This is a genomic window from Blautia sp. SF-50, assembly GCF_900101315.1.
Classification (GTDB): domain Bacteria; phylum Bacillota; class Clostridia; order Lachnospirales; family Lachnospiraceae; genus Blautia_A; species Blautia_A fusiformis.
Map to the genome: position 1 here is coordinate 1 of NZ_FMUW01000038.1, position 24,994 is coordinate 24,994.

Here is a 24,994-nt window from a genome sequence, read left to right on the forward strand (position 1 = left end):
TCACCATGGCTGTACATATCTGTAAAGCTTTCCTTCAAAAAAGCAGTCCTACGATCTCGCCTCATATCGAGACACTCCTGTTACGCTACCTGGTCCCGGTCAAGCCCGGCCGGAAATTTCCCCGTACCAAAAAGAGGAAAGGCTTTGTAAGCTTTGCATACCGAGTGTCCTAATATAAGAATACTATAACTTTTTTTGGATAAAAACACAAGTTATTTAAAGGATAAAAGTACGATTTCTACCCCAAAGGGGAAGTTTGCGTATTTTTTCCTCTCAAAGCACTCCAAATATCAAAACATTACAGAATGTAACATAAAGAATCATCTACAAAATGTTCTATCTAAATGGCATTGGCCCGTTTCCCCTCCCCACACCCCACCCCTCCGGGCACGCCGCTGTGCTACGCCTTGGAGTGTGTTAATTTATCGGCTTAGTCCTGTATGCTGCTGTATTGGCAGTGTCAGGCTGAGCCGATTTTTATTTCGTCGGACGGGAAAGCGGCCCGCGCAGCGGGCCTGTTCCCTGTTGTTAATGGGAGCGGGTTTATGCCAGTGATGCGACAACAGACGGGAGCAAGTGAGCGTCGGCAATACAACAACAGACAGGAGCAGGTCAGCACCAGCAATACAACAGGCAGGAGCAGATTAGCGCCAGCAATACAACAACTACCAGGAACAGGTCTGCTGCGCAGACCGCCTTCCGTCCGGCGGAACAAAAAAATCGGCTCAGCCTGACGCTACCAATACAGCAGCATACAGGCATTTACCAATACACTACCCCATACCACAGCGTAGAACAGCGACGTGCCCGGAAAGGGGGAGCGCGAGGGGGAAAAGCGGGCTTCGTAACTCCGAGCGCCTTTCCCCCTCGCAAACTTGCCCACGCCAAAGTGTCCCCCCTGGAAAGGAAACGCCCTCCGCCAGGAGCGTCCGTCAGACACCCGACATTGTACAATATCTGGTACAATTTTCTCATTATTTTTATCAATAATACAATTACATGTATATTATAAAGAACATACTTCCAAGCTGTTGACTTTAAATTCGGAATCTGTTATCTTATGGTCGTCATGAGAAATGTTATATATTACTAACTGCGCGGGCGGTGAACGAAATATTGAGACAACAGGAAAGGATGTGTAACAAATTGGCAAAAGTTGATTTTGAACAGTGGAATGGTTTTAAGGGTGATCGTTGGAAAGAGAAGATCGATGTTCGTAATTTCATCAGTATGAACTATACACCATATGATGGAGATGCTTCCTTCCTGGAAGCACCAACAGAGGCAACAGATAAACTCTGGGGCAAGCTTCAGGAGCTTCAGAAAGAAGAGCGTGCTAAAGGCGGCGTTCTTGATATGGAGACAGAGGTAGTAACAGGAATTACAGCATACGGTCCTGGATATATCGATGAGGAGCTCAAAGACCTGGAGCAGGTTGTAGGTCTTCAGACAGACAAACCTCTGAAACGTGCTTTCATGCCATACGGCGGAATCAAAATGGCAGAGCAGGCATGTGAGACTTACGGATACCATGTAAGCGACAAGATCAAAGATGTTTTCAACAACTATGAGTTCAAAACACACAACCAGGGTGTATTCGATATCTACACACCGGAGATGAAGAGAGCACGTCACAACAAGATCCTTACAGGACTTCCGGATACTTACGGACGTGGACGTATCGTAGGTGATTACAGACGAGTTGCTCTTTACGGAATTGATCATCTGATCGCAGGTAAAGAGAAAGATTTCGCAGCATGCGACCGTCAGGGTATGAGACGTTATGACTTCCAGCTTCGTGAGGAGATCGCAGATCAGATCCGTGCTCTGAAGAAGATGAAAGAAATGGCTCAGATCTATGGCTTTGATATTTCCCAGCCGGCTAAGAATGCAAAGGAAGCATTCCAGTGGCTGTACTTCGGATATCTTGCAGCGATCAAAACTCAGAACGGAGCTGCAATGAGTGTTGGACGTATCTCCACATTCCTTGATATCTATATTGAGAGAGACCTTGAGAACGGAACTCTTACAGAGAAAGAGGCACAGGAGCTTGTTGACCATATCGTAATGAAATTCCGTATGGTTAAATTCGCTCGTATCCCGTCTTACAACCAGCTCTTCTCCGGTGACCCGGTATGGGCAACTCTGGAAGTAGCAGGTATGGGACAGGACGGACGTTCCATGGTAACAAAGAACGACTATCGTTTCCTTCATACACTTGAGGATATGGGACCGGCTCCGGAGCCGAACCTTACAGTTCTCTACTCTTCAAGACTGCCTGAGAACTTCAAGAAATATGCAGCAGACATCTCTGTTACAACAAGTTCCATCCAGTATGAGAACGATGACGTTATGCGTCCGGTATGGGGCGATGACTACAGCATCTGCTGCTGTGTATCTGCTACAGAGACAGGTAAAGAGATGCAGTTCTTCGGTGCTCGTGCAAACCTTGCAAAATGCCTTCTTTACGCGATCAACGGTGGTGTTGATGAGAAGACAAAACAGCAGGTAGGACCGCAGTATCAGCCGATCACTTCCGAGTACCTTGACTATGACGAAGTAATCGCAAAATACGACCAGATGATGGACTGGCTTGCACATCTGTACGTTGGAACACTGAACATGATCCACTACATGCATGATAAATACTACTATGAGGCAGCTGAGATGGCACTTATCGATACAAAGGTTGACCGTTCCTTCGCAACAGGTATCGCCGGATTCTCACACGTAGTAGATTCCCTTTCCGCTATCAAATATGCAAAAGTAAAAGCAATCCGTGACGAGGACGGAATCACAACAGACTTCCAGGTTGAGGGTGACTTCCCACGTTATGGTAACGATGATGACAGAGCAGACGAGATCGCAACAACTCTGCTTTCCACATTCCTTGAGAAGCTGAAACACATCCATACCTATCGTGATTCCAAGCCAACCACATCCATCCTTACCATCACATCCAACGTTGTTTATGGTAAAGCTACAGGATCTCTTCCGGACGGAAGAAAAGCCGGCGAGCCTCTGGCACCGGGAGCAAACCCGTCTTACGGCGCAGAGCAGAACGGACTTCTTGCTTCCCTGAACTCTGTTGCAAAGCTTGACTATGAGGATGCCCTTGACGGAATCTCCAATACTCAGACGATCAACCCGGATGCACTTGGCCATTCTGAGGAAGAGCGTACAGAGAATCTTGTAAATGTACTTGACGGATACTTTGATCGTGGTGCACATCACCTCAATGTAAACGTATTCGGTAAAGAGAAACTTATCGATGCTATGGAGCATCCGGAAAAAGAGGAGTATGCAAACTTCACGATCCGTGTTTCCGGATACGCTGTTAAGTTCATCGACCTTACAAGAGAGCAGCAGCTTGACGTTATCGCAAGAACCTGCCACGAAAGGATGTAATAAAAAATATGGACGACCAGAAAAAAATCACTGGCTACGTCCACTCACTGGAGAGCTTCGGCTCTGTTGACGGACCAGGAGTCCGGTATGTGATCTTTTTGAGCGGCTGCGCCATGCGCTGTCAGTTCTGCCACAATCCGGACACCTGGCAAATGAAAACAGGGACGGAGTACACAGCAGATGAGCTGCTTGAAAAAGCCTGTCGATACCGCTCTTACTGGGGAAGTAAGGGCGGTATTACTGTGAGTGGAGGCGAGCCACTGTTACAGATCGATTTCCTCACTGAGCTGTTCAGAAAAGCAAAAAAACTTGGGATCCACACAACACTTGATACCAGCGGCAACCCTTACACAGAAGAGGGTCCGTGGTATGAAAAATGGGAAGAGCTGATGAAGTACACAGATCTTGTCATGCTGGATATCAAGCACATTGATGAGGAACAGCATAAGATCCTCACAGGATGTACCAATAAAAATATCCTTGCCATGGCCCGGAAGCTTTCCGATATGGGCGTATCCATGTGGATCCGTCACGTACTGGTTCCAGAACGCAATGACCGGGATGACTATCTCCACCGGCTGGCTGACTTTATCGCAACACTGAAGACAGTTGAGAGAGTGGAGGTTCTTCCATATCACACACTCGGAACCTTTAAATGGGAAAATCTGCATATTGATTATCCGCTGAAGGGAATCAATCCGCCAACGAAAGAACGCATCGAAAATGCGGAAAAAATCCTGGGAGCAGGTACACAGTAATAAAAAAACCATATCTTATGTCGAAAAACAGACATAGATATGGTTTTTTTGATGTTCACACCAGTTCTTTGTTTTTGATCAGCATTTCTTTGATGATATCCTGTGTATAGGAACCTAAGCGGCGCTGAGTATCCCGGTCAAGCTCTGAAGGAATGATAGGCTTGCCATATTCGATCACTACGTGTGTAGGTGTCATCTTCGGGAAATTGGCCTCCCAGATATTGGCAGAGTTGCTGATCGCAATAGGAATGATCGGGCTTTTGGCTCTGGCTGCGATCTTGAAGCTGCCGTCATGGAAAGGCAGCATTTCTGTTTCATCAGCATTCTTATTTCTGGTTCCTTCCGGGAAGATACATACGGAAATGCCGGATTTCACATAGTCTGCGGCCTGAAGGATCGTTTTCAGACCCTGCTTGATATCCTCTCTGTCGAGAAAGAGACAGTAGAGATTGCGCATCCAGTTGGAGAGCAGCGGATAATGCTCCATTTCCTTCTTGGCAACATAGCCGGTGCGGATCGGACAGCGGCTGTAGGTGAGCAGGATGTCGAAATAGCTCCGGTGGTTTGCTACATAGAGAACAGCCTGATCCTTTGGAACGTTTTCTTCGCCGATGACGGTGACTTTGGCGCCTGTGATCCACAGGATGAGTTTGAATATGGCCTGTACCATGCGCAGAGAGCTGATATCCTTAGTCATGGGAGAAAATTTCCCGATGATCCATTCTACAAGGAGAACCGGAATGGTCAGCACCAGATAGGCGATCACCACGATACAGACAAGTATGAATCGAATCATGTCTTTTGTCCTTTCTGTTATAGATACTTGCGGAGAGTTCCGCAGTAAGATGGTATTTTTATATTATACGAAGAAAATCCGATAGTTGCAATAAATCTTTCCCTGCTCACATAGAATAAATACTGAATAGTGGTTACTGTTTACTGGTGATCTTCCGCAAAGCGTGTTACTGAGAACGGAGTGAACAGTAACGAATCATGCAGGTGGCTTATATTATGAAAAAAGCAGTATTTCTGCGGATCGTGCTGACAGCTGCCGTGCTGGCACTGCTGCTTTCCGGGTGTCGATTTGTCCGGGTGGAGGAAGAAGAACGAAAACCGGTAGATTACACCGTTGTGGAACGTCGGGATATCCCGGAGGAGCTTTCCAGGCTTATGGAAGAAAAAAAGGAAAAGGAATTTCAGCTGAGTTATGAAACCGGAGAGGATCTTTACCTGGCCAAAGGGTACGGGCGGCAGATGAGTGGCGGATACAGCATCCAGGTAGAGGAGCTTGGAGAATCCTCGAATGGGATATTTTTTGTTACAAAACTTCTTGGACCGGAGGATCTTAAGGAGGTAGGAGTTCCGTCCTATCCCTGCATTGTGATAAAAACCCGGAAACAGGAAAAGCCGGTAACGTTCCGGGAAAGCAGCAGTCCGGTGAAAAAAGAGTCGGAGAAAGGGGAATAGACTGTGGAATTAAAAAAAGAAAGCATGCAGATATTAAAGGAAAAAAGCAGGGCAAAAAGTCAGATCACTTTTGATGAGGATTTTAATGTACCGGATGCAAAACCGGATGCAGGAAGACTGATCCAGAATAAGGGCAGGATCATTATGGATGATGTCCGTCTTACTGACGGGAAAGGTATTCTTACGGGAAATCTGCAGGTAGATATCCTTTATGTGGGGGAAGAAAGAGGGATCGTCAGCAGTCTTACTGCAAAACTTCCATTTGAGGAAACCTTGAACCTGAAGAATATCATAAACGGGGATAAAATGTGTCTGAAGTGGGAAATTGAAGATCTTACGATCCGCCTGATCCATTCCAGAAAGCTTAATATCAAAGCTTTGGTAACTTTTTGTGCGACTGTGGATGAAACAGAACAGATCCGCCTGCCGGTGGCGCTGGATGCAGAAGAGGTATCCGTCAGAAAAAAAACAGTCCGTTTTCTGGGACTTACCGTACATAAAAAAGATACACTCCGGATCAAGGATGAGTATACCATTGCCTCCAATCGTCCGGATATCGCCAGCCTGATCTGGTATACTATGGATGTACGGGGGCTGGATCTGAAGCCGGAGGAAAATGTGGTAAAGGCAAGAGGAGAGCTGTCCGTTTTTGTGCTGTACGGAGCTGAAGATACAGAAGCCCCGGTGCAGTGGCTGGAATATTCGCTGCCTTTTTCCGGAGAAGTGGAATGTCCGGACTGCACGGAGGAACTGATCCCGCTGATCGAAGCTTCGGTGATGCATCAGAGTCTGGAGGCCAAACCGGATGTCGATGGGGAAGAACGGATCCTTGTTTCGGATGTTGTGCTGGAGCTGGATATGAAATTTTTCAGGGAAGAGGAATATGATCTTATTACCGATGTGTATACACCGATCCGTGAATGTGTTCCGGAAGGAAAGAATGAGGTACTGGAACGGCTTCTGGTACGTAATTTTTCCAGATGCAGGATCAGTGACAGGATCCAGGTAAAGGAGACTCAGGGAAAAGTCCTCCAGCTGTGTCACAGTCAGGGAAAAGTGAAGATCGATAAGACCAGGATCGTAGAGAACGGTGTGCAAGCAGATGGCGTGGTCATGCTGAAGATCCTGTACATTATTGGAAATGATGATATGCCGTTTTATTCCATGGAGGCAATGATACCGTTTTCCCATATGGTGGAAGCAAGAGGGATCCGACAGGACAGCTGTTATCAGTTAAAAGCAAAGCTGGAGCAGCTTTCCGCAGCCATGGCAGATGGAAATGAGATCGAGATCCGGGCAACTGTAGGACTGGAGCTTCTGGCAGTTGCCAGAGAACCGGTATTTATCATTGAGAAAGTAGAGGAAAAACCACTGGATATGAAAAAACTCCAGGCTATGCCGGGAATCCTGGTTTATATGGTAAAACCGGGAGATGAATTGTGGGATATCGCAAGGAAATATCACACATCTATCCAGGAGATCCGGACGATCAATGCTCTTAAGGAAAATCAGGAACCCTCTCCGGGAACTCCGCTTCTTGTTGTGAAAAAAGTGGAAGGTCAGATCAAATAAAAAGTGGAATATTTTGCTGTTGAAAAGAATGTAAAAATCATATAAAATACATGTATAAATACTGTATACAAAGTACAAATGGAGGGGCTTATGCGTTTAAAAGCAATGGCAAAGATCAATCTCGGACTTGATGTTCTGGGAAAGAGAGAGGACGGTTATCATGAGGTACGCATGATCATGCAGACCATCCGTATGTATGATATCCTGGATATCAGAAAGACCAGACGGCCGGGGATCGTACTGACGACCAATCTTCCGTTTATTCCTACAGACCAGAGAAATCTTGTATATAAGGCAGCACAGATGCTGATGGAGGAGTTCGATGTTGAAGAGGGACTTTCCATCAAGCTTCGTAAATTTATCCCGGTGGCAGCAGGCATGGCAGGAGGCAGCTCCGATGCAGCGGCCGCATTTGTGGGTGTGAACCGGATGTTCCATTTAGGGCTTACCGAAGAACAGCTGATGGAACGTGCAGTAAAGGTCGGAGCAGATGTTCCGTATTGTATCATGCGGGGAACAGCTCTTGCGGAGGGAATCGGAGAGAAGCTGACCAGACTTCCGGAAGTTCCGAAATGTTATGTTCTGATAGGAAAACCGGGAATCAATGTTTCCACAAAAACAGCCTATGAGAATCTGAATCTGGAAGGGATCGGAAAACATCCGGACATCGATGGACTCATCGGAGCTATCAGAAATAATGATCTGTATGCCATGGCATCCAGAATGGAGAATGTATTTGAATCGGGGATCATCCGACAGTATCCTGTGATCGGCAATATCAAGAACCTTATGGAAGAAAAAGGTGCGCTGAAAGCCGTGATGAGCGGAAGCGGTCCTACTGTGTTTGGAATCTTTGATAACAGGGATAAGATGGCCGCGGCAGCCAGAAGCCTCAGAAAGAGCGGGCTTGCAAAGACTGTATTTGCCACGGATATTTACAATAGAGATGGAGGAGTTACAAATGACAAGTGATTTTTCTGTGGATATGAATGAATATCTGCCGCTTCGGGATGTTGTTTTTAACACCTTGCGGCAGGCAATCCTGAAGGGAGAGCTGAAGCCGGGCGAAAGACTTCTGGAGATTGCCCTTGCAGAGCGTCTTGGCGTGAGCAGAACACCGGTGCGTGAGGCTATGCGCAAGCTGGAGCAGGAAGGTCTTGTAGTGATGATCCCACGCAGAGGTGCACAGGTAGCCAGCATTACAGAAAAGGATCTGAACGATGTTCTGGAGGTGCGTATCGCCCTCGAAAATGTTGCCATAGAAAAAGCGTGCAAGCTGATCACAGAGGATGAGCTGGGAAGGCTCTGGGTGGCAGCCAAGGAATTTGAAAAAACAAAAGCAGAGGGAAATCTGGTCCGTCTGGCGGAAACCGATGTGGCTTTCCACGAGATCATATATCAGGCTTCTGATAATAAGCGTCTGAATCAGGTCCTGAATAATCTCCGTGAGCAGATGTATCGCTATCGTGTAGAGTATCTGAAGGAGGAGCAGACAAGAAATCTTCTGGTCAGTGAGCATGAAGAGCTGGTAAAAGCCATCCGTGAAGGAGATGTGCAAAAGGCGCAGGATATTTCTTTCCATCATCTGGAGAATCAACGAAAAGCGATCATCCGTACTATCCGCGCGGAGAATGAGGCCAAAGAGGCCGAGAAAAAAGAATAAGAACCGGATATGCGGGAATATTAAGAGAGATGTCATTGTGGCATCTCTTTTTTTAACCGAATGCGGATGCTTTTATCCGTCTGACTGCATAAAGGATGGTGGCTTTATGGAAACAAAGAAGATATCGATATCTCTTCATGAAAATGAATCGTATATCCGGAAACGGTGTGAAAACTGCGATGATATCCTGATCAGGCCCATGCGCCTTGGTGAGGGACATAAGGCGGACTGTCTGATGGTCTATATTGAGGTTGCGGTTTCAAACATGATGCTGGATGATTCTGCTATCGGAAAAATGATCAATCATTTCTGGGAGATCCCGGAGGAAAAGATCCGGGAATTTATCCGCCGAAACAGTCTTGGAATTGCAGATGTGAAGGAGCTGTCTTCCATGGAGGAGGTATTTGGTGCCATTCTTTCGGGAAATGCAGTTTTCTTTCTGGATGGATACGACAAAGCAATGAAAATTTCCAGTAAAGGATATCCGGGGCTGGCTGTATCAGAGGTGAAAACGGAAAAGGTCCTCAGAGGCTCCAAGGAGGGGTTCTGTGACAGTGTAAAAACCAATGCGGCCCTTGTGAGAAAGCGGATCCGGGATACCAGGCTGAAGGTGGAGCAGAGCAGCATCGGTATACGCTCCAATACGGTGGTACAGCTTCTTTATGTGGAGGATCTGGTCCATGAGGAGCTTCTGACTGCTGTGAAAGAGCGCCTGGAATCTTTTGCAGTGGACGGGATCCTGGACAGCGGGATGCTGGAACAGCTGACAGAAGAAGCATGGTATTCTCCCTTTCCTCAGTTTCAGACAACGGAGCGGCCGGACCGGGCTGCCCAGGAGCTGTTGAATGGAAAAGCAGTTCTGCTCTGTGACAACTCGCCGGTGGCACTGGTGGTTCCCGGAGCATTCAACAGTTTTATGGAAAGCAGTGAAGACTGGTACAACCGTTTTGAGATGGCATCCTTCCTGCGGGTGCTCCGGTATCTGGCCATGGCTGTGGCAACGCTGCTCCCCGGACTTTATCTGGCTGTGATCCGGTTTCATACACAGATTCTTCCGGCGAATCTGATCCTTTCCTTTGCACAGGCAAGAGAGGGCGTCCCATTTTCCAGTGTAGTGGAGCTGGTGTTCCTGGAACTGTCTTTTGAGTTGATACGGGAGGCTGGTGTGCGGATCCCGGGAGCTCTTGGAAATGCCATTGGGATCGTAGGAGGACTGATCATCGGACAGGCTGCGGTGGAGGCCAATCTTGTCAGCCCGGTGGTAGTGATCATCGTGGCACTGACAGCACTGGGATCACTGGCTATACCTAATGAGGAATTTGCTTCTGCATTCCGGCTTCTGAAGTACGCTTTTCTGTTTCTGGGAGGATTTCTAGGTATATTCGGAATCGTGTTGGGACTGTATCTCACCATGGCGCATCTGGCAGGACTTTTAAGCTTCGGTGTCCCATATCTGGTACCTTTTGTAGAGAAGAACAGTGAGGCGGAAACCGGTGGAAGGATTTTGCGACAGCCCTTCCGGAAGCGGAAATTCCGGCCACTGTATGCCAGAAATGCCCAGAAACGCAGGCTTCGGACAAGGCCATGGAGCCGGAAAGGATAAAGGTTATGAGATTTGCGGAGAATAACAGGATTTCCCACAGACAGCTTTTTCGGCAGATCATACTGGTGTTTCCGGCGCCGTTTCTGCTGTGCCTGTTTAAGAATGGAGCGATGTTGGGCATCAGTGCCATGGCAGGGACAGCTGCTGCGGCCGTAGTGCTCTCTTTTTATGTGATCTGGCTGATACGTCTGACACCTGCATATGGGGAGCTTTCCAAAAGGACAGGAAGTTTTACTGTACGATTTATTGGCCTGTTCTTTTTGGTATATGTGATCGCAAGTTCGGCATTTCTTTCGGGCCTTCTGGGGGAGGTGATCCCGGAAAGTCTGATCAGCGGGATTTCCGGAAAATGGCTGTCTCTTCTTGCAGTTGCAGCCTGTAGTCTGGGAACGCATCGCGGAATGCAGAGAAGAGGGCGGATCGCTGAGGTGTCCGGAAGGATTTTTCTGGCAGGGATCCTTCTTCTGATGCTTTTATGTGCAGGGCAGGGAAAAACAGAGTACTTTATGGAAGTGATGAAAGATCCGGAAACAGGATTTACAGGAGAGCGATGGCTCCATGATCTGTATACACTTTTGTGTGCTTTTTCAGGAGCAGGACTTCTTCCCTTCGGACTGGAGTATGCAAAAAAACAGGGAAGTGCCAGAAAACCTGTGATCCTGGCTTTTCTTACAGTTTGCGGGATCATTTTTGGAATGCAGCTCCTTCTTCCGGCGGTCTTTGGAGGTGCACGCCTTAAAAACGAGATCTGTCCGGTACTGCCTCTTCTGGAGGGTGCAGATCTTCCGGGAAATGTACTGGCGAGATTTGATGTGATATGGATGGGATTTCTGGTATTCGGACTTTTGTTTTCTCTGGGAAGTTTGTTTCATTACGGAAATCAGATCGCGGAAAAAACTGGATTCGGGACCGGTCGGTACTGGATCCCGGCAGCAGGCTGGCTGCTTTCCCTGTATGAGAGAAACGGGATGGGGATCCGGGAGTATTATGGCTGGTATCTGGGGTACATCTTTGTGCCGTTTCTGCTTGTGATACAGCTTTTTCTCAGTACGGAAAACCGGGGAAGACGGAAGAAAAAAGTAACTGTGGCAGGACTTGTCCTGGTCATCACTTTGACGGGATCAGGCTGTGCGGCAGTAGAACCGGAAAAAAGAGCTTATCCGCTGGCACTGGGGGCCGGTGTTTCAGAGAATGGCTTTGTGCTGAAATATGCAATGCCGGATATGAGTACAGCTACCGGACAGGAAAAACCGGACGAAGATCCGATTTCTGTGCTGACTCTTTTCGGCCGGGACTTTCAGGAGATCGAGGCAGTCTACAACCGGTCTCAGGAAAAATTTCTGGATCTGGGTCATCTTGAAGTGCTGATCCTGGATGAACAGATTCTGGAAGAGGGATCCCGGGAAGCACTGATCGGATATCTGAAGCAGGAAGAGCATATCGGAGAGGATGTCTACGTGTTCCGGACGGATATGCTGGGAGATGTTTTTCACTGGAAGGGAGCCCGGGAAAGCTCCATAGGGGAATACCTTCAGGGAATTCAGGAGAACCGCACATCCGGGCAGCAGAAGAAGGGTGTGACTCTGCGGGAGGTATATCATCAGTTCTGTCAGGATGGAACGCTGCCCTGGCTTCCGGAGATATGGGTGGAAGGTGAGCTTCTGGAAGTGGATTACGGCAGTAATGAATAGATGGGAGCCGGACTGTTAATAATACAGATGATGATCAGTACGATAAATCGTACAGTATATCTCAGGATAAGATCATCAGAAGATTTTTGACAGGAGGGCTTGCTCATGGAGCATATAAAAATGAAGAAGCATGTATTAAAAAAAGCAGGAGGGTTCCTTTTGCTCACGGCAGTGATCCTTGCAGGGAGTACCTGGGAGAGAAGAACTGCAGGTGATCGGCAGCCACAGTTTTATGCCTGGTGGGGAACGATCTACCCGGAATTCTGTTTTGAAAAAGCAGAGGATAACGGGGAAAATAAGCCGGTGAAGATATCCTTCTGGCTTGCGCAAGCCCTGGATTGGTGATACAATATTTCAACGGACCAATCACGTTCGATTAATTATTTCAGGAGATAAGATCAATGAATATAGACAGAAACGCACCGGTGGGTGTGTTTGATTCCGGTATCGGAGGACTGACAGTAGCCCGGGAGATCATGCGCAATCTCCCATCGGAAAAAATCGTATATTTCGGAGACACAGCCAGAGTTCCCTATGGAAGCAAATCCAGAGAAACGGTGATCCGTTATTCCCGTCAGATCATTCATTTTCTGCAGGAACAGAAGGTGAAGGCCATTGTGGTGGCCTGTAATACAGCCAGTGCATTTGCTCTGGATGCGGTGAAGGATGAACTGGATATCCCGATCCTTGGAGTGATCGAGGCCGGTGCCAAAGTTGCTGCCCAGGAAACCAGAAATAAACGGGTGGGCATTATCGGAACGGTGGGCACGGTAGGAAGCGGTATCCATGCCTCTTATCTGAAGGAACTGGATCCGGAGATCACCGTGATCGGAAAAGCGTGCCCGCTGTTTGTTCCGCTGGTAGAAGAGGGCTGGTATCATGATCCGGTCACCGAGGAGGTTGCGAGAAGATATCTGAAGGAGCTGCAGGAGCAGGAGATCGATACACTGATCCTCGGATGTACGCACTATCCTCTTTTAAGATCTACCATCCGCAAGATCATGGGTGAGGAGGTCTGCCTTGTGAATCCTGCATATGAGACGGCGCTGGAGCTTAAAAAGTTACTCTCCAGACTGGATCTTGCCAGCAATGAGGTAGCACAGGAGGAATTCCCGTATCGCTTTTATGTAAGTGATCTTGCAGAGAAGTTTAAGGATTTTGCCAATTCCATCCTGCCGTATAACGTAGAAAAAACACAGAAGATCGATATCGAAAAATATTAAACAGATCTGTACATAAATGATAGGAGAAAAGAATGCAGAAAGAAGTTTTGATCCATGTAAGAGGGCTTCAGATGATGGATGCACAGGGGGATCAGGAACCTATAGAGATCATTGTTCCGGGACAGTATTATTTCCGCAATGGTTCTCATTATCTCAGATATGAGGAACTGCTGGATGAAACAGCAGAACCCACCATCAATTACATAAAAGTATCCGGAAAGGGTCTGGAAGTTAGCAAGAAGGGACTGGTCAATGTACACATGGTATTTGAACAGGGCAAAAAAAACATGACCTATTATACTACCCCTTACGGAACACTTCAGATGGGAATCTCAGCTACGAATCTGGAGCTGACGGAAAGCGAAGAGAACCTTCAGATCAAAGCAGATTATGCGCTGGATATGAATGAAGAACATGTGGCAGACTGCTATCTGGCGATCCAGGTACAGCCAAGAGACTGCAAGGATTTTGTTTTATAGATCCTGCAGAAAATAAAAGATATATAATTACACTACATAAGAACAGCCGCCATGCATCAGGGGAATTCCTGAAAGCATGGCGGCTGTTTTGGATTCTGATCATTTACGGAATCTTGCGAGGAAGCCTTTTTTCTTCTTCTGTGGTGCTTCGAGAGAACCACGGATTCCTTTTACGCCAACGATGTAAAGGCCGCTGACTTCAGCTTTGATCTCTTTTTTGACCGGGATCAGATCAAAAACTTTTTCATCTGCAATAAGGATGTTGATCTTCGGACCGACTTTGGCTTTTACGATCGGAAGCTTGGACCGGCGCATAAGCTTAGGTGTCTGGTCGATGACCATCTGTGGAAGTCCGGAATCTTTCAGCGGCATCCGTTTTTTATCGATGACCAGCATGGAAACTGTCTGCTTGTTAGCCTGGATCTGAGCCTGCTGTTCGTCCTGTTTTTTCTGAGCTTTTTTTCCGAAGAAATAGAGTGCGATCACTGCTGCGATCAGAATAACGAGGATGACCAGAAGAACGATGGTAACTGTACTCATTTGAGAATCCCCCTGTATATATATTTGTTTCGCAATCGGTTACATTACGCAAACAACATTTTAGCATTGTTTCGTCAAAAAGGCAATTAAAAAAGTGAAAAAGACAGGTGGAACGGTGGAAATTTCAGCAGTTACCAGTTATAATGATTACGATGCAGTTCATCTGTGTATGCTGCAGAGAATACAGGACATAACTATCTTTGAGCTAACATATGTAATGGATAAACCAGAGATGGAGGAAATATTATATGAAAGAGAAAAAGCCCGGGGGAACCCGACCGGAAATGGGGACTCCTGAGTACGAAGAATGGCGGAAAGAGGTATTGAAACGCCGCAGAAAGCGCCAGCTGAAGGAACGCAGAAAACGTCTGGCCATCATAACAGCGGCAATGATCGTCGCAGTCGGGGCATCAGTAGGAGTCGGTGCGCTGAAGGGCAGAAGTGAGAAGGCTTCAAAAGAGAAGATGGTTTCTTCTGACAAACAGAAAGAACAGACTGTTTCCGGAGAAAAAGATTTAGAAGCAGGTACTAAAAATACAGAGACCGCTTCCAAAGATACTCTCGCAGAGGCAGAGCTTCTGGCCAGTCAGTATAACTATGACAAAGCTATCGATCTTCTGAAAAAGGCTCCGTCCTATGATTCGGATAAGAAGATGCAGGCAGCTGCAAAAAAATACGAAGACATAAAAGCAACCTGTACGGCATGGCCCCTTGAAAAGGTGACACATGTCTTTTATCATATTCTGATCAAGGATCCATCCAAAGCGTTTGACGGAGACTACAAAGAAGCAGATTATAATCAGGTCATGACAACCATTGATGAGTTTAACAAGATCACGCAGACCATGTATGACAAGGGCTATGTGATGGTAAGCATCAAGGACATGGCAAAGGCAGACGACAACGGGAACATCACAGAGGGAGAGATCCTTCTTCCGCCTGGGAAAACGCCGTTTGTCCTCTCACAGGATGATGTATGCTATTATCATTACATGGACGGTGACGGCTATGCTACGAAGCTGATCGTGGATGATAAAGGAAAGATCCGCAATGAATATGTGGAAGATGACGGAAGCGTATCCGTGGGAGATTACGACATGGTTCCGCTGATCGACCGTTTTGTGGAAAAGCATCCGGATTTCTCATACCGCGGTGCAAAAGGAATCCTGGCACTTACCGGATACAACGGGATCCTGGGATACCGGACCGACGAAAGCTATGAGACCCGTCCGGCAGATCTGGATGAAAATAAAGTACAGTGGCTGGATGCACATCCGGATTTCAGCCTGGAAAAAGAACGGGCAGCCGCAAAAAAGGTTGCCGATGCCATGAAGGCAGAAGGCTGGGAATTTGCGAGCCATACCTGGGGACATCAGAATGTGGGACAGGTCACACTGGAGAAGCTTCAGGCAGATACCGAACGTTTCAAGAAAAATGTAGATCCGCTGATCGGGGGAACGGATGTTATCATTTTTGCTTTTGGAACCGACATTACCAATGACCAGGAGTATTCCGGGGATAAATTCGAATATCTGAAGGGGCAGGGATATAATTATTACTGCAACGTGGATTCCAGCCAGTATTATGTACAGATCCGGGATCGGTACTTCCGTCAGGGAAGACGGAATCTGGATGGATACCGTATGTATTATAACCCGGAACTGTTATCCGATCTTTTTGACGTAAAAGATGTTTTTGATCCGGCAAGACCGACACCGGTACCGCCGATGTAACGGTCATATCCGGAGATACGAGGGGACTTTTAGAAAGGGGCATATATATTATTATGAAGAAAAAAATTGCAGGTGTACTGACAACAGTGCTTGCGGCGTCACTTCTTGTGGGCGGAAACCATCCGGTCACTGTTCAGGTGGACAATATGATCTCTGGGACACAGGATGACGAGGATACACAGTCTGATGAAGCGGAAGCAGAAGCTGCAGAAGCCGAAGAAGAACAGTCCGAAGAAGCCAAAGTAGCAGCGGACCCGGAGGACCAGCCGGCAGCTACCGAGACACCGAAGGAAGAAAAAAAGGCAGAAAAAGAAACACAGAAAAGGGAAGCTGCCGAGAACAGCTCCGACAGTACTTCCTCAGACGAAAAAACACTTCTCAAAAAAGCCAAAAAACTGGCACAGCAGTATGATTACACCGGCGCGATCTCCGTGTTGAAAAACAACTGGAAATTTGCCACCAGTGACAAGATGCAGGAAGCAGCAGCAGCCTACATGAAAAAAAGAGATGCCTGTGTGGAATATCCACTTGAGAATATCACCCATGTATTTTTTCATTCCCTGATCGTGAATACCTCACTGGCCTTTGACGGAGATTCCGATGAGGCCGGATATAATCAGATGATGACCACAGTCAGCGAGTTCAAAAAAATGCTCCAGATCATGTATGATAAGGGTTACGTACTGGTGAGTCCTCATGATATGGCTGTGATCAATGATGACGGAACCATGAGCAGGGGAAAGATCATGCTGCCGGAAGGCAAGATTCCTTTTGTTCTTTCAGAGGATGACGTCAGCTACTATCATTATATGGACGGAGACGGATTTGCCACAAAGCTGGTGATCGACGACAACGGAGATATCAAATGCGAGTATAAGAAGGCAGACGGTACAGTTGTGACCGGAGATTACGATGTGGTGCCGATCCTGGATTCCTTTATCAAAGAACATCCGGATTTTTCCTATCATGGAAGAAAGGGTATCCTGGCAATGACCGGTTATAATGGTGTTCTGGGCTACCGTACAGATGGGGCATATAAGACCAAGAAGAATCTTCAGGATGACCAGAAGGCTTTTCTCAAGGCCAATCCGGATTTTGACTATGATAAAGAAGTAAAAGCAGCCAAAAAAGTGGCGAAGGCCATGAAAAAGGACGGGTGGGAATTTGCAAGCCATACCTGGGGTCACAGAAACGCTACAAGCTCCACAGCAGCGGAGTTGAAGACCGATAATAAAAAATGGGAAAAATATGTGGCACCCATCCTCGGAAAAACCGATATGATCATTTTTGCCTTTGGTGCGGATATCGGCGATTGGGAAGGATACACCTCGGATAATGAGAAGTATGAGTATTACAAAAGCCGTGGCTACCGCTATTTCTGCAATGTAGATTCCAGTCAGTATTTTGTGCAGATCACAAGTGAATATTTCCGTCAGGGAAGACGGAATCTGGATGGATACAGAATGTATTACAATCCGGATATGCTCAGTGACCTGTTTGATGTATCGGAGGTGTGGGATTCTTCCAGACCGACACCGGTACCGGAAATGTAAGACAGCAAACACACTTTACAAATCTGTATAAAAAAAGATTATAATCGAACCGACAGTACTTGATGAAGGGAGTAGGTTATGAAGAAAAAAGCATATCTCATGGTTCTTGCACTGTGTGCGGCACTGGCGATCACTGCATGTGGCACATCAACAGACCAGAAAGATGACAAAAAACCTGCAGCAGAAGCGCAGGATACAACAGATAAAGAAGATTCCGGATCTGCAGATTCCAAAGAGTCAGAAGAAACGGCTTCCAATAAAGACAGCGAAGAGGCAGCCTCCGGAGACACAAGGCTTGTTTCCGTGGATGATGTGAGCAAATATGTGACCATCGGAGAATATAAGGGGCTGACTCTTGATAACACAGTAGAAGCCGTAACCGATGATATGGTTGACGGAAGGATCAAGGAAGAGCTTCAGAACAAGGCTGAGGAAGTAACGGAAGGCAGTGTTCAGAACGGAGATGTGGTTACCATTAATTATGTGGGAACCAAGGACGGAGTGGCTTTTGACGGCGGTACTGCAAATAATTATGAGCTGACCATAGGCTCCGGAACGTTTATCGACGGATTTGAGGACGGGATCATCGGAATGAAAAAAGGTGAGACTAAGGATCTCGATCTGACTTTCCCGAAGGAATACTCTTCGGAAGAGCTGGCCGGACAGGAAGTGGTATTTAAGGTCACTCTGCAGAGCTTTAAGCGTGCACCTGAGCTTACCGATACCTGGGTAGCCAAGAATACAGACTGCAAGAGTGTGGATGATTACAAGAAGGAAATCCGTACTACACTGGAGGATGAAGCGAAGACAAGTGCACAGAACACATTGCGTGAAACTGCATGGAACACAGTGCTTTCAGCATCTGAAGTGAAGGAATATCCACAGGAGGATCTGGATACAGCCAAGACAGAGTTTCGCAGTCTGTATGAGAATTATGCAAAACAGGGTGATATGACGCTGGAGGATTTTGTAAAAGCTCAGGGAATCTCCATGGATGATTTTGAGGAGCAGAGCGGTCAGTATGCGGAGTTTAAAGTAAAGCAGAACCTGATCGTACAGGGGATCATGGATAAGGAGAATATGACACTTGAAGATAAAAAATCTCTCAGTATCCAGGATGAACTGATCAAAGCATACAGTGTGAAGGATCTGGCTGCGCTGGTAGATAAATACGGACAGGCAGCCGTGGATGAATCCATCGGACTTCTCAGAGTGGAAGATTTTATCCTGGACAATGCAACGGTTGAGGAGAAGGTTTCTGCCGGTGATACCCAGGGAGTAAACGGAGATGATCCTTCCTCGGACGGAAGCAGTGCGGAAGGTACCGTGGATGAAGAGCTGGAAGCGGCAGAGGCTACAGATATGGTGCCGGAAGACGGCGAGGCGGATCAGGATGCAGACAGCAGCACATCGGATGCAGCGGGTCAGGAGTGATCTGACAGTATCAGCAGCTAAAAAAGTGTGGTGCCCGGAATGTGTTCCGGGTGCCATTTTTTTTACATGTGCATCGCGAAGTGTGTTACTGAGAACGGAGTGAACAGTAACAAATTAAGAGATTCTTTCGGGAATTTCCATTGTATTTAAGCGTTAAATGCGGTATGATTAAAGACAGACATTAAATATCAAAGAAAGATATGAGTATATAAACGGGGATGTAAAAAATGGACAAAAGAGTTTTGCGTGAGAGGATGCGCAGAAAACAGCAACAGTTAAGACGGCGGCGGATGATGAAGCGGATAACCTGTGTAGTTGCGGCGATTCTTCTGCTGGTTTTTGTTGTTCGAGGGGTAATTCTTCCCATCGTCAACCATGCAGGCGGCGGAAGCAATAAGGATGCGGAGACAGTAAATGTTCAGGCAAATACCGCCGGAGCTTCCACAGACAGCAGTACGAAGGACGGTACGGCATCGACGGATACGGCTGCTTCGGATACAGACAGCGCGGATTCCGGTACGGATGCAACGGTGATGCCGGTAAAGGGCAGTGCAGCAGGCGAAAGGCTTTCTGTTATGACTCCGGGATGGCATGAGGATTCTACAGGAAAGTGGTATCAGAATCCGGATGGTACATATTATGTAAATGGTTTTGCGGATATTGACGGAACAACATATAGCTTTGATAAAAAGGGATACATGCAGACCGGATGGGTGGAGAAAGGTGTGAAGGACTATTATTTTAATGAGGATGGCTCTTATGATCCTTCCAAGAAGCGCCCGATGATCGCTCTGACTTTTGATGATGGTCCTGGAGAGTATACAGAGACACTTCTTGATACTGTTGAGAAATATAATATCCATGTTACGTTCTTTATGCTGGGACAGAATGTGGAGGGCCGTGAATCTACCATACAGCGAATGGTAAAGCTTGGCTGCGAGATCGGTAACCATACTTGGGATCATCCGGAACAGACGCTGCCGAATATGGATCTGGATTCTGTTATGCAGGAGTTCCAGAAGACGGATGATGCACTGGTAAAAGCCTGTGGGCAGGCATCAACGGTATGTCGTGCACCGTATGGCGCGATCACAGATGAGCAGATGAGTGCAGTTGGCAAGCCTTTCTTCATGTGGTCTACAGATTCTCTGGACTGGAAGCTGATGGATGCGGATGCAGATTATAATCAGATCATGAATGATTCTTCCTTGGGAGATGGTTCTATCATCCTGATGCATGATATTCATGAACCATCTGTGAAGTGTGCCACAGAGAAGCTGATCCCGGCACTGATCGACCAGGGATATAAGCTTGTAACAGTCAGCGAGCTTGCAGAAGCGAAGGATGTTACGTTACAGAGTGCTTCCTATTCTGACTTCTGGGACAGCTCTCTTCAGGCTGGTCGTGTTGCAGGATATGCAGGAAATTCCAGTGATTCAGAGGATTCCTCTGAGGATGGCTCCGATGGAAGCGATTCTTCTGACGGATCGGATGTCAGTGACGGATCTTCCGATGAAGGGGACTATTCCGATGGCTCTGACGAAAGTGATTATTCGGATGGATCTTCCGATGATGGAAGCTATGATGATGGTTCCTACGACGAATCTTATGACGATGGAAGCGAAGAATATTAAAAAATGACAGGAGAGACCTGAATGACAAAATGTGCGTCATTCAGGTCTCTTTTTTGACTTTATCTGACATTGTCGGATAATAGACACATATTAGCCGGAGAGGGTTTTTCCTTGACTGAAAATATGGGGATTGGTATAATTATAGAATAAAAAATTCCACTTAAAATTGGGGAATGGACGGTGGCAGAACTATAAAGGGAGGTACCTGAAAATGGGAAAAAAATTACAATTTACGGAGCTTGACCAGTATCTGTTTGGTCAGGGCACGAATTATGATATTTACAGGAAGCTGGGAGCACATCCGGACACGCAGAACCGGAAAAAAGGGGTTTATTTTGCAGTGTGGGCACCTAATGCACAGGCGGTTTCTGTTATAGGTGAATTCAACGAATGGGATACGGAGAAGAATCCCATGAAAAAAGTTGGACCCATTGGCGTTTATGAGACATTTGTACCGGGAGCGAAGATCGGACAGCTGTATAAATTTTACATTACAGGTGCACATGGTGAGGAGCTTTACAAGGCAGATCCATATGCCAATGCCGCTGAAATGCGTCCCGGAACAGCCTCTCGTATTACAGATATCACCAACTATAAATGGAAAGATGATACCTGGATGAAAAATCGCGAGAACTTTGATCCGGACACAAGTGCCATGTCTATCTATGAGGTGCATCCGGGTTCCTGGATGAAGCATCCGCAGACAGCAGAGGATGAGGATGGTTTCTATTCCTACAGAGAACTGGCGCCGAAGCTTGCACAGTATGTCAAAAAAATGGGATACACCCATGTGGAGCTTATGGGTATCGCAGAGCATCCTTTTGACGGTTCCTGGGGCTATCAGGTAACCGGCTATTACGCACCGACTTCCCGCTACGGAACACCGCAGGATTTCAAATATCTGGTGGATTATCTTCACCGTCAGAAAATCGGTATCATTCTTGACTGGGTACCGGCACATTTTCCGAAGGATGCACACGGACTGGTTAACTTTGACGGAACTGCTGTATATGAGCATGCAGATCCGAGACAGGGTGAGCATCCGGATTGGGGAACCAAGATCTACAATTACGGACGTCCGGAGGTGAAGAATTTCCTGATCGCAAACGCTCTTTACTGGGTAGAGGAATGCCACGTTGATGGTCTTCGTGTAGATGCGGTTGCATCCATGCTCTACCTGGATTACGGTAAGAAAGACGGTGAGTGGATCGCCAATAAATACGGCGGAAACAAGAATCTGGAGGCTATTGAATTTTTTAAGCATCTGAATACCGTTGTTCTCGGAAGAAATCATGGAACTGTCATGATCGCAGAGGAATCTACCGCATGGCCGATGGTAACAGGTAAGGCAGAAGACGACGGGCTTGGATTCTCTCTGAAGTGGAATATGGGCTGGATGAACGACTTCCTGGAATACATGAAGCTGGATCCATATTTCCGTAAATTTAATCATAATAAGATGACATTTTCTATGACTTATGCATACAGTGAGAAATATGTTCTGGTTCTGTCTCATGATGAAGTAGTACATCTGAAGTGTTCTATGCTGGAGAAGATGCCAGGAGAGCTGGATGATAAATTCAAGAACCTGAAGGCCGGATATACTTTTATGTTCGGGCATCCGGGTAAGAAGCTTCTGTTTATGGGACAGGATTTCGGACAGCTGCGTGAGTGGAGTGAGGCCAGAGAGCTTGACTGGTATCTTCTTGGCGAGGAAAATCATCAGAAGCTGCAGCAGTATGTCAGTGATCTTCTGCATATCTACCGCAAATATCCGGCACTTTACGGTGCAGATAATGATCCATCTGCATTTGAGTGGATCAATGCCAACGATGGCGACAGAAGTATCTTCAGCTTTGTGAGAAAATCTCCTACAAGACGTAATAATATCCTGATAGTATGCAACTTTACACCGGTAGCACGTCCGGATTACCGTGTAGGCGTTCCGAAGAAAAAACAGTACAAGCTGATCATGGATGAGCAGGGGCTTCTTCCGAAGGGCAAGGTATTTAAAGCCGAAAAGAAAAATTGTGACAACCGGGAATTTTCTTTTGCATATCCGTTGGAAGCTTATGGAGTTGGTATATTTACATACTGATATTCTGTATAGCGAAATCTTTGAAAGAAAATATAAAAGATAAAATAAAAATACCGGAGATCTGTGTACCTTTGAAGTGTTGGCTTCAGAGGTGCCGGATCTCCGGTATTTTATGGATCTGGGTATAAACTGGTTACGAAAAGTTATCGCTATTCTTCGCTATCATCGTAGGAACCATCATCGTAGGAACCATCATCGTAGGAACCATCATCGTAGGAACCGTCGTCGTAGGAACCATCGTCGTAGGAACCATCATCGTAGGAACCATCATCGTAGGAACCGTCATCCGAGGAGTCGTCTGTGCTGCCTGAGTTATTATCAGCAGAGTTAAAGTCTTCGGAAGTGATGTCAATGCCTTTATCTGCGTAATATTTTTCTGCTGTGATGGAGTCGGTATCTTCTACGACATTTCCGGATGCATCGATCATGTTCAGGTCTGTGTCAATGGTCACATCCAGGAGGTTGGTTCCTGTGGATGGAGTGACATTCATGGACATGATCTCGTTGAACTTCTTTTTCAGGTTGTCAAGAGTGAATACACCGGAACCAATGTATGACTGTACACCGTTCTGAGATGCAAGTTCTTCTGTGTAATCGGAAAGCATATATGGTCCGAATTCACCGGCATCGCTGTTGTAATGCATGACCAGAGGTTCCACTGTAGGGGTCAGGATCTCAATTGAGGTCTTGCCGTCCTGTACGGTTTTCTGAATGGTGAATTTTGCCATTCCGCCGAGAAGTTCTTCCAGCTTCTGCTGGGTGGATACGAAATTTCCCAGAGAGTAGAAGACTACAGTTTCATTGCCTTTGTCATCAGTAAGGCGGCCATATGGCTGGAGTACATGTGGATGTCCGCCGATGATGACATTTACGCCCTGCTCCATAAGGTAGGCTGCCCACTGTTTTTCGTATTCGTTTGGCATGGTTTCGTCTTCGGTACCCCAGTGTGCTACAAAGATGATGCAGTCGGCCTGCTGTTTTGCTTTCTGGATCATGGCTGTGATCTTGTCTTTGCGGATCATGTCGATCATGTAGTCTTTTCCTTCAATGCCGCCTACGTTTGTGCCGTAGGTGTAATCCAGAAATGCGATCTTGATACCGTTTACTTCACGGATCTTGACGGTGTCGGCATCTTCCTGGGAGTCATGGATCCCCAGAAGTGTGACATCCGGATATTTGGTTTTCCAGAAGTTCAGTGTGTCTGTGAGGAAGCCTTCTCCGAAGTCATCGATGTGGTTGTTGGCGGATTCTACTACGTTGAATCCTGCTTTTATAATGGCGTCTCCTACTTCTGTGGGTGTTGCAAAGGATGGGTAGGAGCTTACGCTGTCATGGTCGGTTGTGAAGACGGTTTCCTGATCGATCATTTTGATGTCTGCGTCCTTGATGGCGTCCTGGATGTGGGTGTAGATCTTGTCGTAGTTCCAGTTGCCGTCAGAGGATGCGCCTGCGTCGATGAGACTCTGGTGATAGAGGTTGTCGCCTACTGCGATGACGGAGGCAGTGGTAGTTTCGGCAGTGGTGTCGGCTGCTTCCTGATCGGCCTTGGCTTTGACTGCCGCGGCTTTTTTCTGGGCGTCTATAGCTGGTTTGCGGATGAGGCGGTAGTCCAGCTGATTGAAGAAGAGGACCAGGATCGCAAGGACGATGACGGATGCCATAAGACTTACGCGGGCATTGCTGCGTTCGCGGAAGTTCAGGGGGATGTTGTCCTTGGGGTTGCGCCGGGGTTCTCTGAGGGGATCCGGGGTGGAGCTTTTTTTGAAGACTCCTTTGAGGGAGTCGGGGATTTTGATGTTGGGTGGAAATTTCATTTATGTTTTACCTTGTCTTTCTTTGGATTTTGAATGCGATTGATTGGTGATTGTTCGCTTTGTTATTTTTGATTTTTGTTGTGTGGTTGTATTATAGCAGATTTTTATTTTGGTGGGAAGAGGGTGGTGGGGGTGAACGTACGCCCGAGCCGGGGATGCTGTCTGGTCTGCGGCTTCGTCGGGGGCTGGCTTCTAGGCTGCCGGGAATCTGCTAAAAGCGTTTTCCAAAAGTCCGAACTCGCGTCTTGCAGCCGCTCAGACAGCGGACTTTTGAAAAACAACGCAGATTTCCGCCAGCCAAGAATCAGCTCCCCTCCTGCAGAG

General features: G+C 46.9%; 20 protein-coding genes. 17 read left to right on the forward strand and 3 right to left on the reverse strand.

Translation table 11 applies throughout. The features are described 5' to 3' along the window. The first annotated feature begins 1,134 nt into the window (after window positions 1–1,134). Both pflB and pflA read left to right on the forward strand, forming a co-directional pair. On the forward strand, window positions 1,135–3,408 hold the full coding sequence (pflB, locus tag BLP57_RS15415) for a formate C-acetyltransferase (RefSeq protein WP_092073058.1): 2,274 nt from the start codon (window positions 1,135–1,137) through the stop codon (window positions 3,406–3,408). 8 nt (window positions 3,409–3,416) lie between these two features. After that, a complete protein-coding gene (gene pflA / locus BLP57_RS15420; protein ID WP_015525340.1) occupies window positions 3,417–4,166 on the forward strand; it encodes a pyruvate formate-lyase-activating protein in 750 nt (249 codons plus the stop codon). Between the two features lie 55 nt (window positions 4,167–4,221). On the opposite strand, the gene BLP57_RS15425 is transcribed toward pflA, so the two are convergent. Then, window positions 4,222–4,962, reverse strand: coding sequence for a lysophospholipid acyltransferase family protein (locus BLP57_RS15425; protein WP_092073061.1), 741 nt, complete (start codon window positions 4,960–4,962; stop codon window positions 4,222–4,224). A gap of 215 nt (window positions 4,963–5,177) precedes the next feature. On the opposite strand from BLP57_RS15425, the gene BLP57_RS15430 reads away from it, so the two are divergent. From BLP57_RS15430 to BLP57_RS15470, 9 genes are all read left to right on the forward strand, one after another. Then, window positions 5,178–5,633, forward strand: coding sequence for a protease complex subunit PrcB family protein (locus BLP57_RS15430; RefSeq protein ID WP_092073064.1), 456 nt, complete (start codon window positions 5,178–5,180; stop codon window positions 5,631–5,633). Between the two features lie 24 nt (window positions 5,634–5,657). Continuing rightward, window positions 5,658–7,205, forward strand: coding sequence for a DUF3794 and LysM peptidoglycan-binding domain-containing protein (locus BLP57_RS15435; RefSeq protein ID WP_084449204.1), 1,548 nt, complete (start codon window positions 5,658–5,660; stop codon window positions 7,203–7,205). A gap of 90 nt (window positions 7,206–7,295) precedes the next feature. Next, window positions 7,296–8,177 carry a 4-(cytidine 5'-diphospho)-2-C-methyl-D-erythritol kinase gene (gene ispE, locus BLP57_RS15440; RefSeq protein ID WP_092073067.1) on the forward strand — a complete coding sequence of 294 codons (882 nt, stop codon included), beginning with the start codon at window positions 7,296–7,298 and terminating at the stop codon, window positions 8,175–8,177. Further along, complete coding sequence (locus tag BLP57_RS15445) at window positions 8,167–8,868, forward strand: GntR family transcriptional regulator (RefSeq protein ID WP_022427303.1); 702 nt, start codon at window positions 8,167–8,169, stop codon at window positions 8,866–8,868. Before ispE ends, BLP57_RS15445 begins: the two co-directional genes overlap by 11 nt. 106 nt (window positions 8,869–8,974) lie before the next feature. Next, the gene (locus tag BLP57_RS15450; RefSeq protein WP_092073074.1) at window positions 8,975–10,471 is read left to right on the forward strand and encodes a spore germination protein; all 1,497 of its coding nucleotides are present in this window, start codon (window positions 8,975–8,977) and stop codon (window positions 10,469–10,471) included. Between the two features lie 5 nt (window positions 10,472–10,476). Continuing rightward, window positions 10,477–12,162: a GerAB/ArcD/ProY family transporter gene (locus tag BLP57_RS15455; protein WP_092073077.1), complete on the forward strand. Its 1,686-nt coding sequence runs from the start codon at window positions 10,477–10,479 to the stop codon at window positions 12,160–12,162. A gap of 105 nt (window positions 12,163–12,267) precedes the next feature. Continuing rightward, window positions 12,268–12,507 (forward strand): hypothetical protein, encoded by a 240-nt coding sequence (locus tag BLP57_RS15460; protein ID WP_021653073.1) that lies wholly within the window; start codon window positions 12,268–12,270, stop codon window positions 12,505–12,507. Window positions 12,508–12,563: 56 nt separating this feature from the next. After that, window positions 12,564–13,385, forward strand: coding sequence for a glutamate racemase (murI, locus tag BLP57_RS15465; protein WP_021653072.1), 822 nt, complete (start codon window positions 12,564–12,566; stop codon window positions 13,383–13,385). A gap of 32 nt (window positions 13,386–13,417) precedes the next feature. Beyond that, a complete protein-coding gene (locus tag BLP57_RS15470) occupies window positions 13,418–13,864 on the forward strand; it encodes a DUF1934 domain-containing protein (protein WP_021653071.1) in 447 nt (148 codons plus the stop codon). A 99-nt stretch (window positions 13,865–13,963) separates the two neighbouring features. On the opposite strand, the gene BLP57_RS15475 is transcribed toward BLP57_RS15470, so the two are convergent. After that, complete coding sequence (locus BLP57_RS15475) at window positions 13,964–14,404, reverse strand: type IV pilin (RefSeq protein WP_021653070.1); 441 nt, start codon at window positions 14,402–14,404, stop codon at window positions 13,964–13,966. Window positions 14,405–14,498: 94 nt separating this feature from the next. Here BLP57_RS15475 and BLP57_RS17690 point away from each other — a divergent pair, with 94 nt between their 5' ends. The 6 genes from BLP57_RS17690 to glgB all read left to right on the forward strand — a co-directional run bounded on the left by BLP57_RS17690 (window position 14,499) and on the right by glgB (window position 22,856). Then, on the forward strand, window positions 14,499–14,702 hold the full coding sequence (locus tag BLP57_RS17690) for a hypothetical protein (RefSeq protein ID WP_021653069.1): 204 nt from the start codon (window positions 14,499–14,501) through the stop codon (window positions 14,700–14,702). Beyond that, on the forward strand, window positions 14,653–16,137 hold the full coding sequence (locus BLP57_RS15480) for a polysaccharide deacetylase family protein (protein ID WP_330389489.1): 1,485 nt from the start codon (window positions 14,653–14,655) through the stop codon (window positions 16,135–16,137). The genes BLP57_RS17690 and BLP57_RS15480 overlap by 50 nt, the downstream gene beginning before the upstream one ends. A gap of 53 nt (window positions 16,138–16,190) precedes the next feature. Beyond that, on the forward strand, window positions 16,191–17,690 hold the full coding sequence (locus tag BLP57_RS15485) for a polysaccharide deacetylase family protein (protein ID WP_021653067.1): 1,500 nt from the start codon (window positions 16,191–16,193) through the stop codon (window positions 17,688–17,690). A 78-nt stretch (window positions 17,691–17,768) separates the two neighbouring features. Next, on the forward strand, window positions 17,769–19,124 hold the full coding sequence (tig, locus tag BLP57_RS15490; RefSeq protein WP_092073071.1) for a trigger factor: 1,356 nt from the start codon (window positions 17,769–17,771) through the stop codon (window positions 19,122–19,124). 227 nt (window positions 19,125–19,351) lie between these two features. Next, window positions 19,352–20,758 (forward strand): polysaccharide deacetylase family protein, encoded by a 1,407-nt coding sequence (locus BLP57_RS15495; protein ID WP_021653064.1) that lies wholly within the window; start codon window positions 19,352–19,354, stop codon window positions 20,756–20,758. 211 nt (window positions 20,759–20,969) lie between these two features. Further along, window positions 20,970–22,856, forward strand: coding sequence for a 1,4-alpha-glucan branching protein GlgB (gene glgB, locus BLP57_RS15500; RefSeq protein WP_021653063.1), 1,887 nt, complete (start codon window positions 20,970–20,972; stop codon window positions 22,854–22,856). 149 nt (window positions 22,857–23,005) lie between these two features. Here the strand turns inward: glgB and BLP57_RS15505 are convergent, their stop codons facing one another. Then, window positions 23,006–24,517 carry a CapA family protein gene (locus BLP57_RS15505; protein ID WP_242872650.1) on the reverse strand — a complete coding sequence of 504 codons (1,512 nt, stop codon included), beginning with the start codon at window positions 24,515–24,517 and terminating at the stop codon, window positions 23,006–23,008. Between the last annotated feature and the right edge of the window lie 477 nt (window positions 24,518–24,994).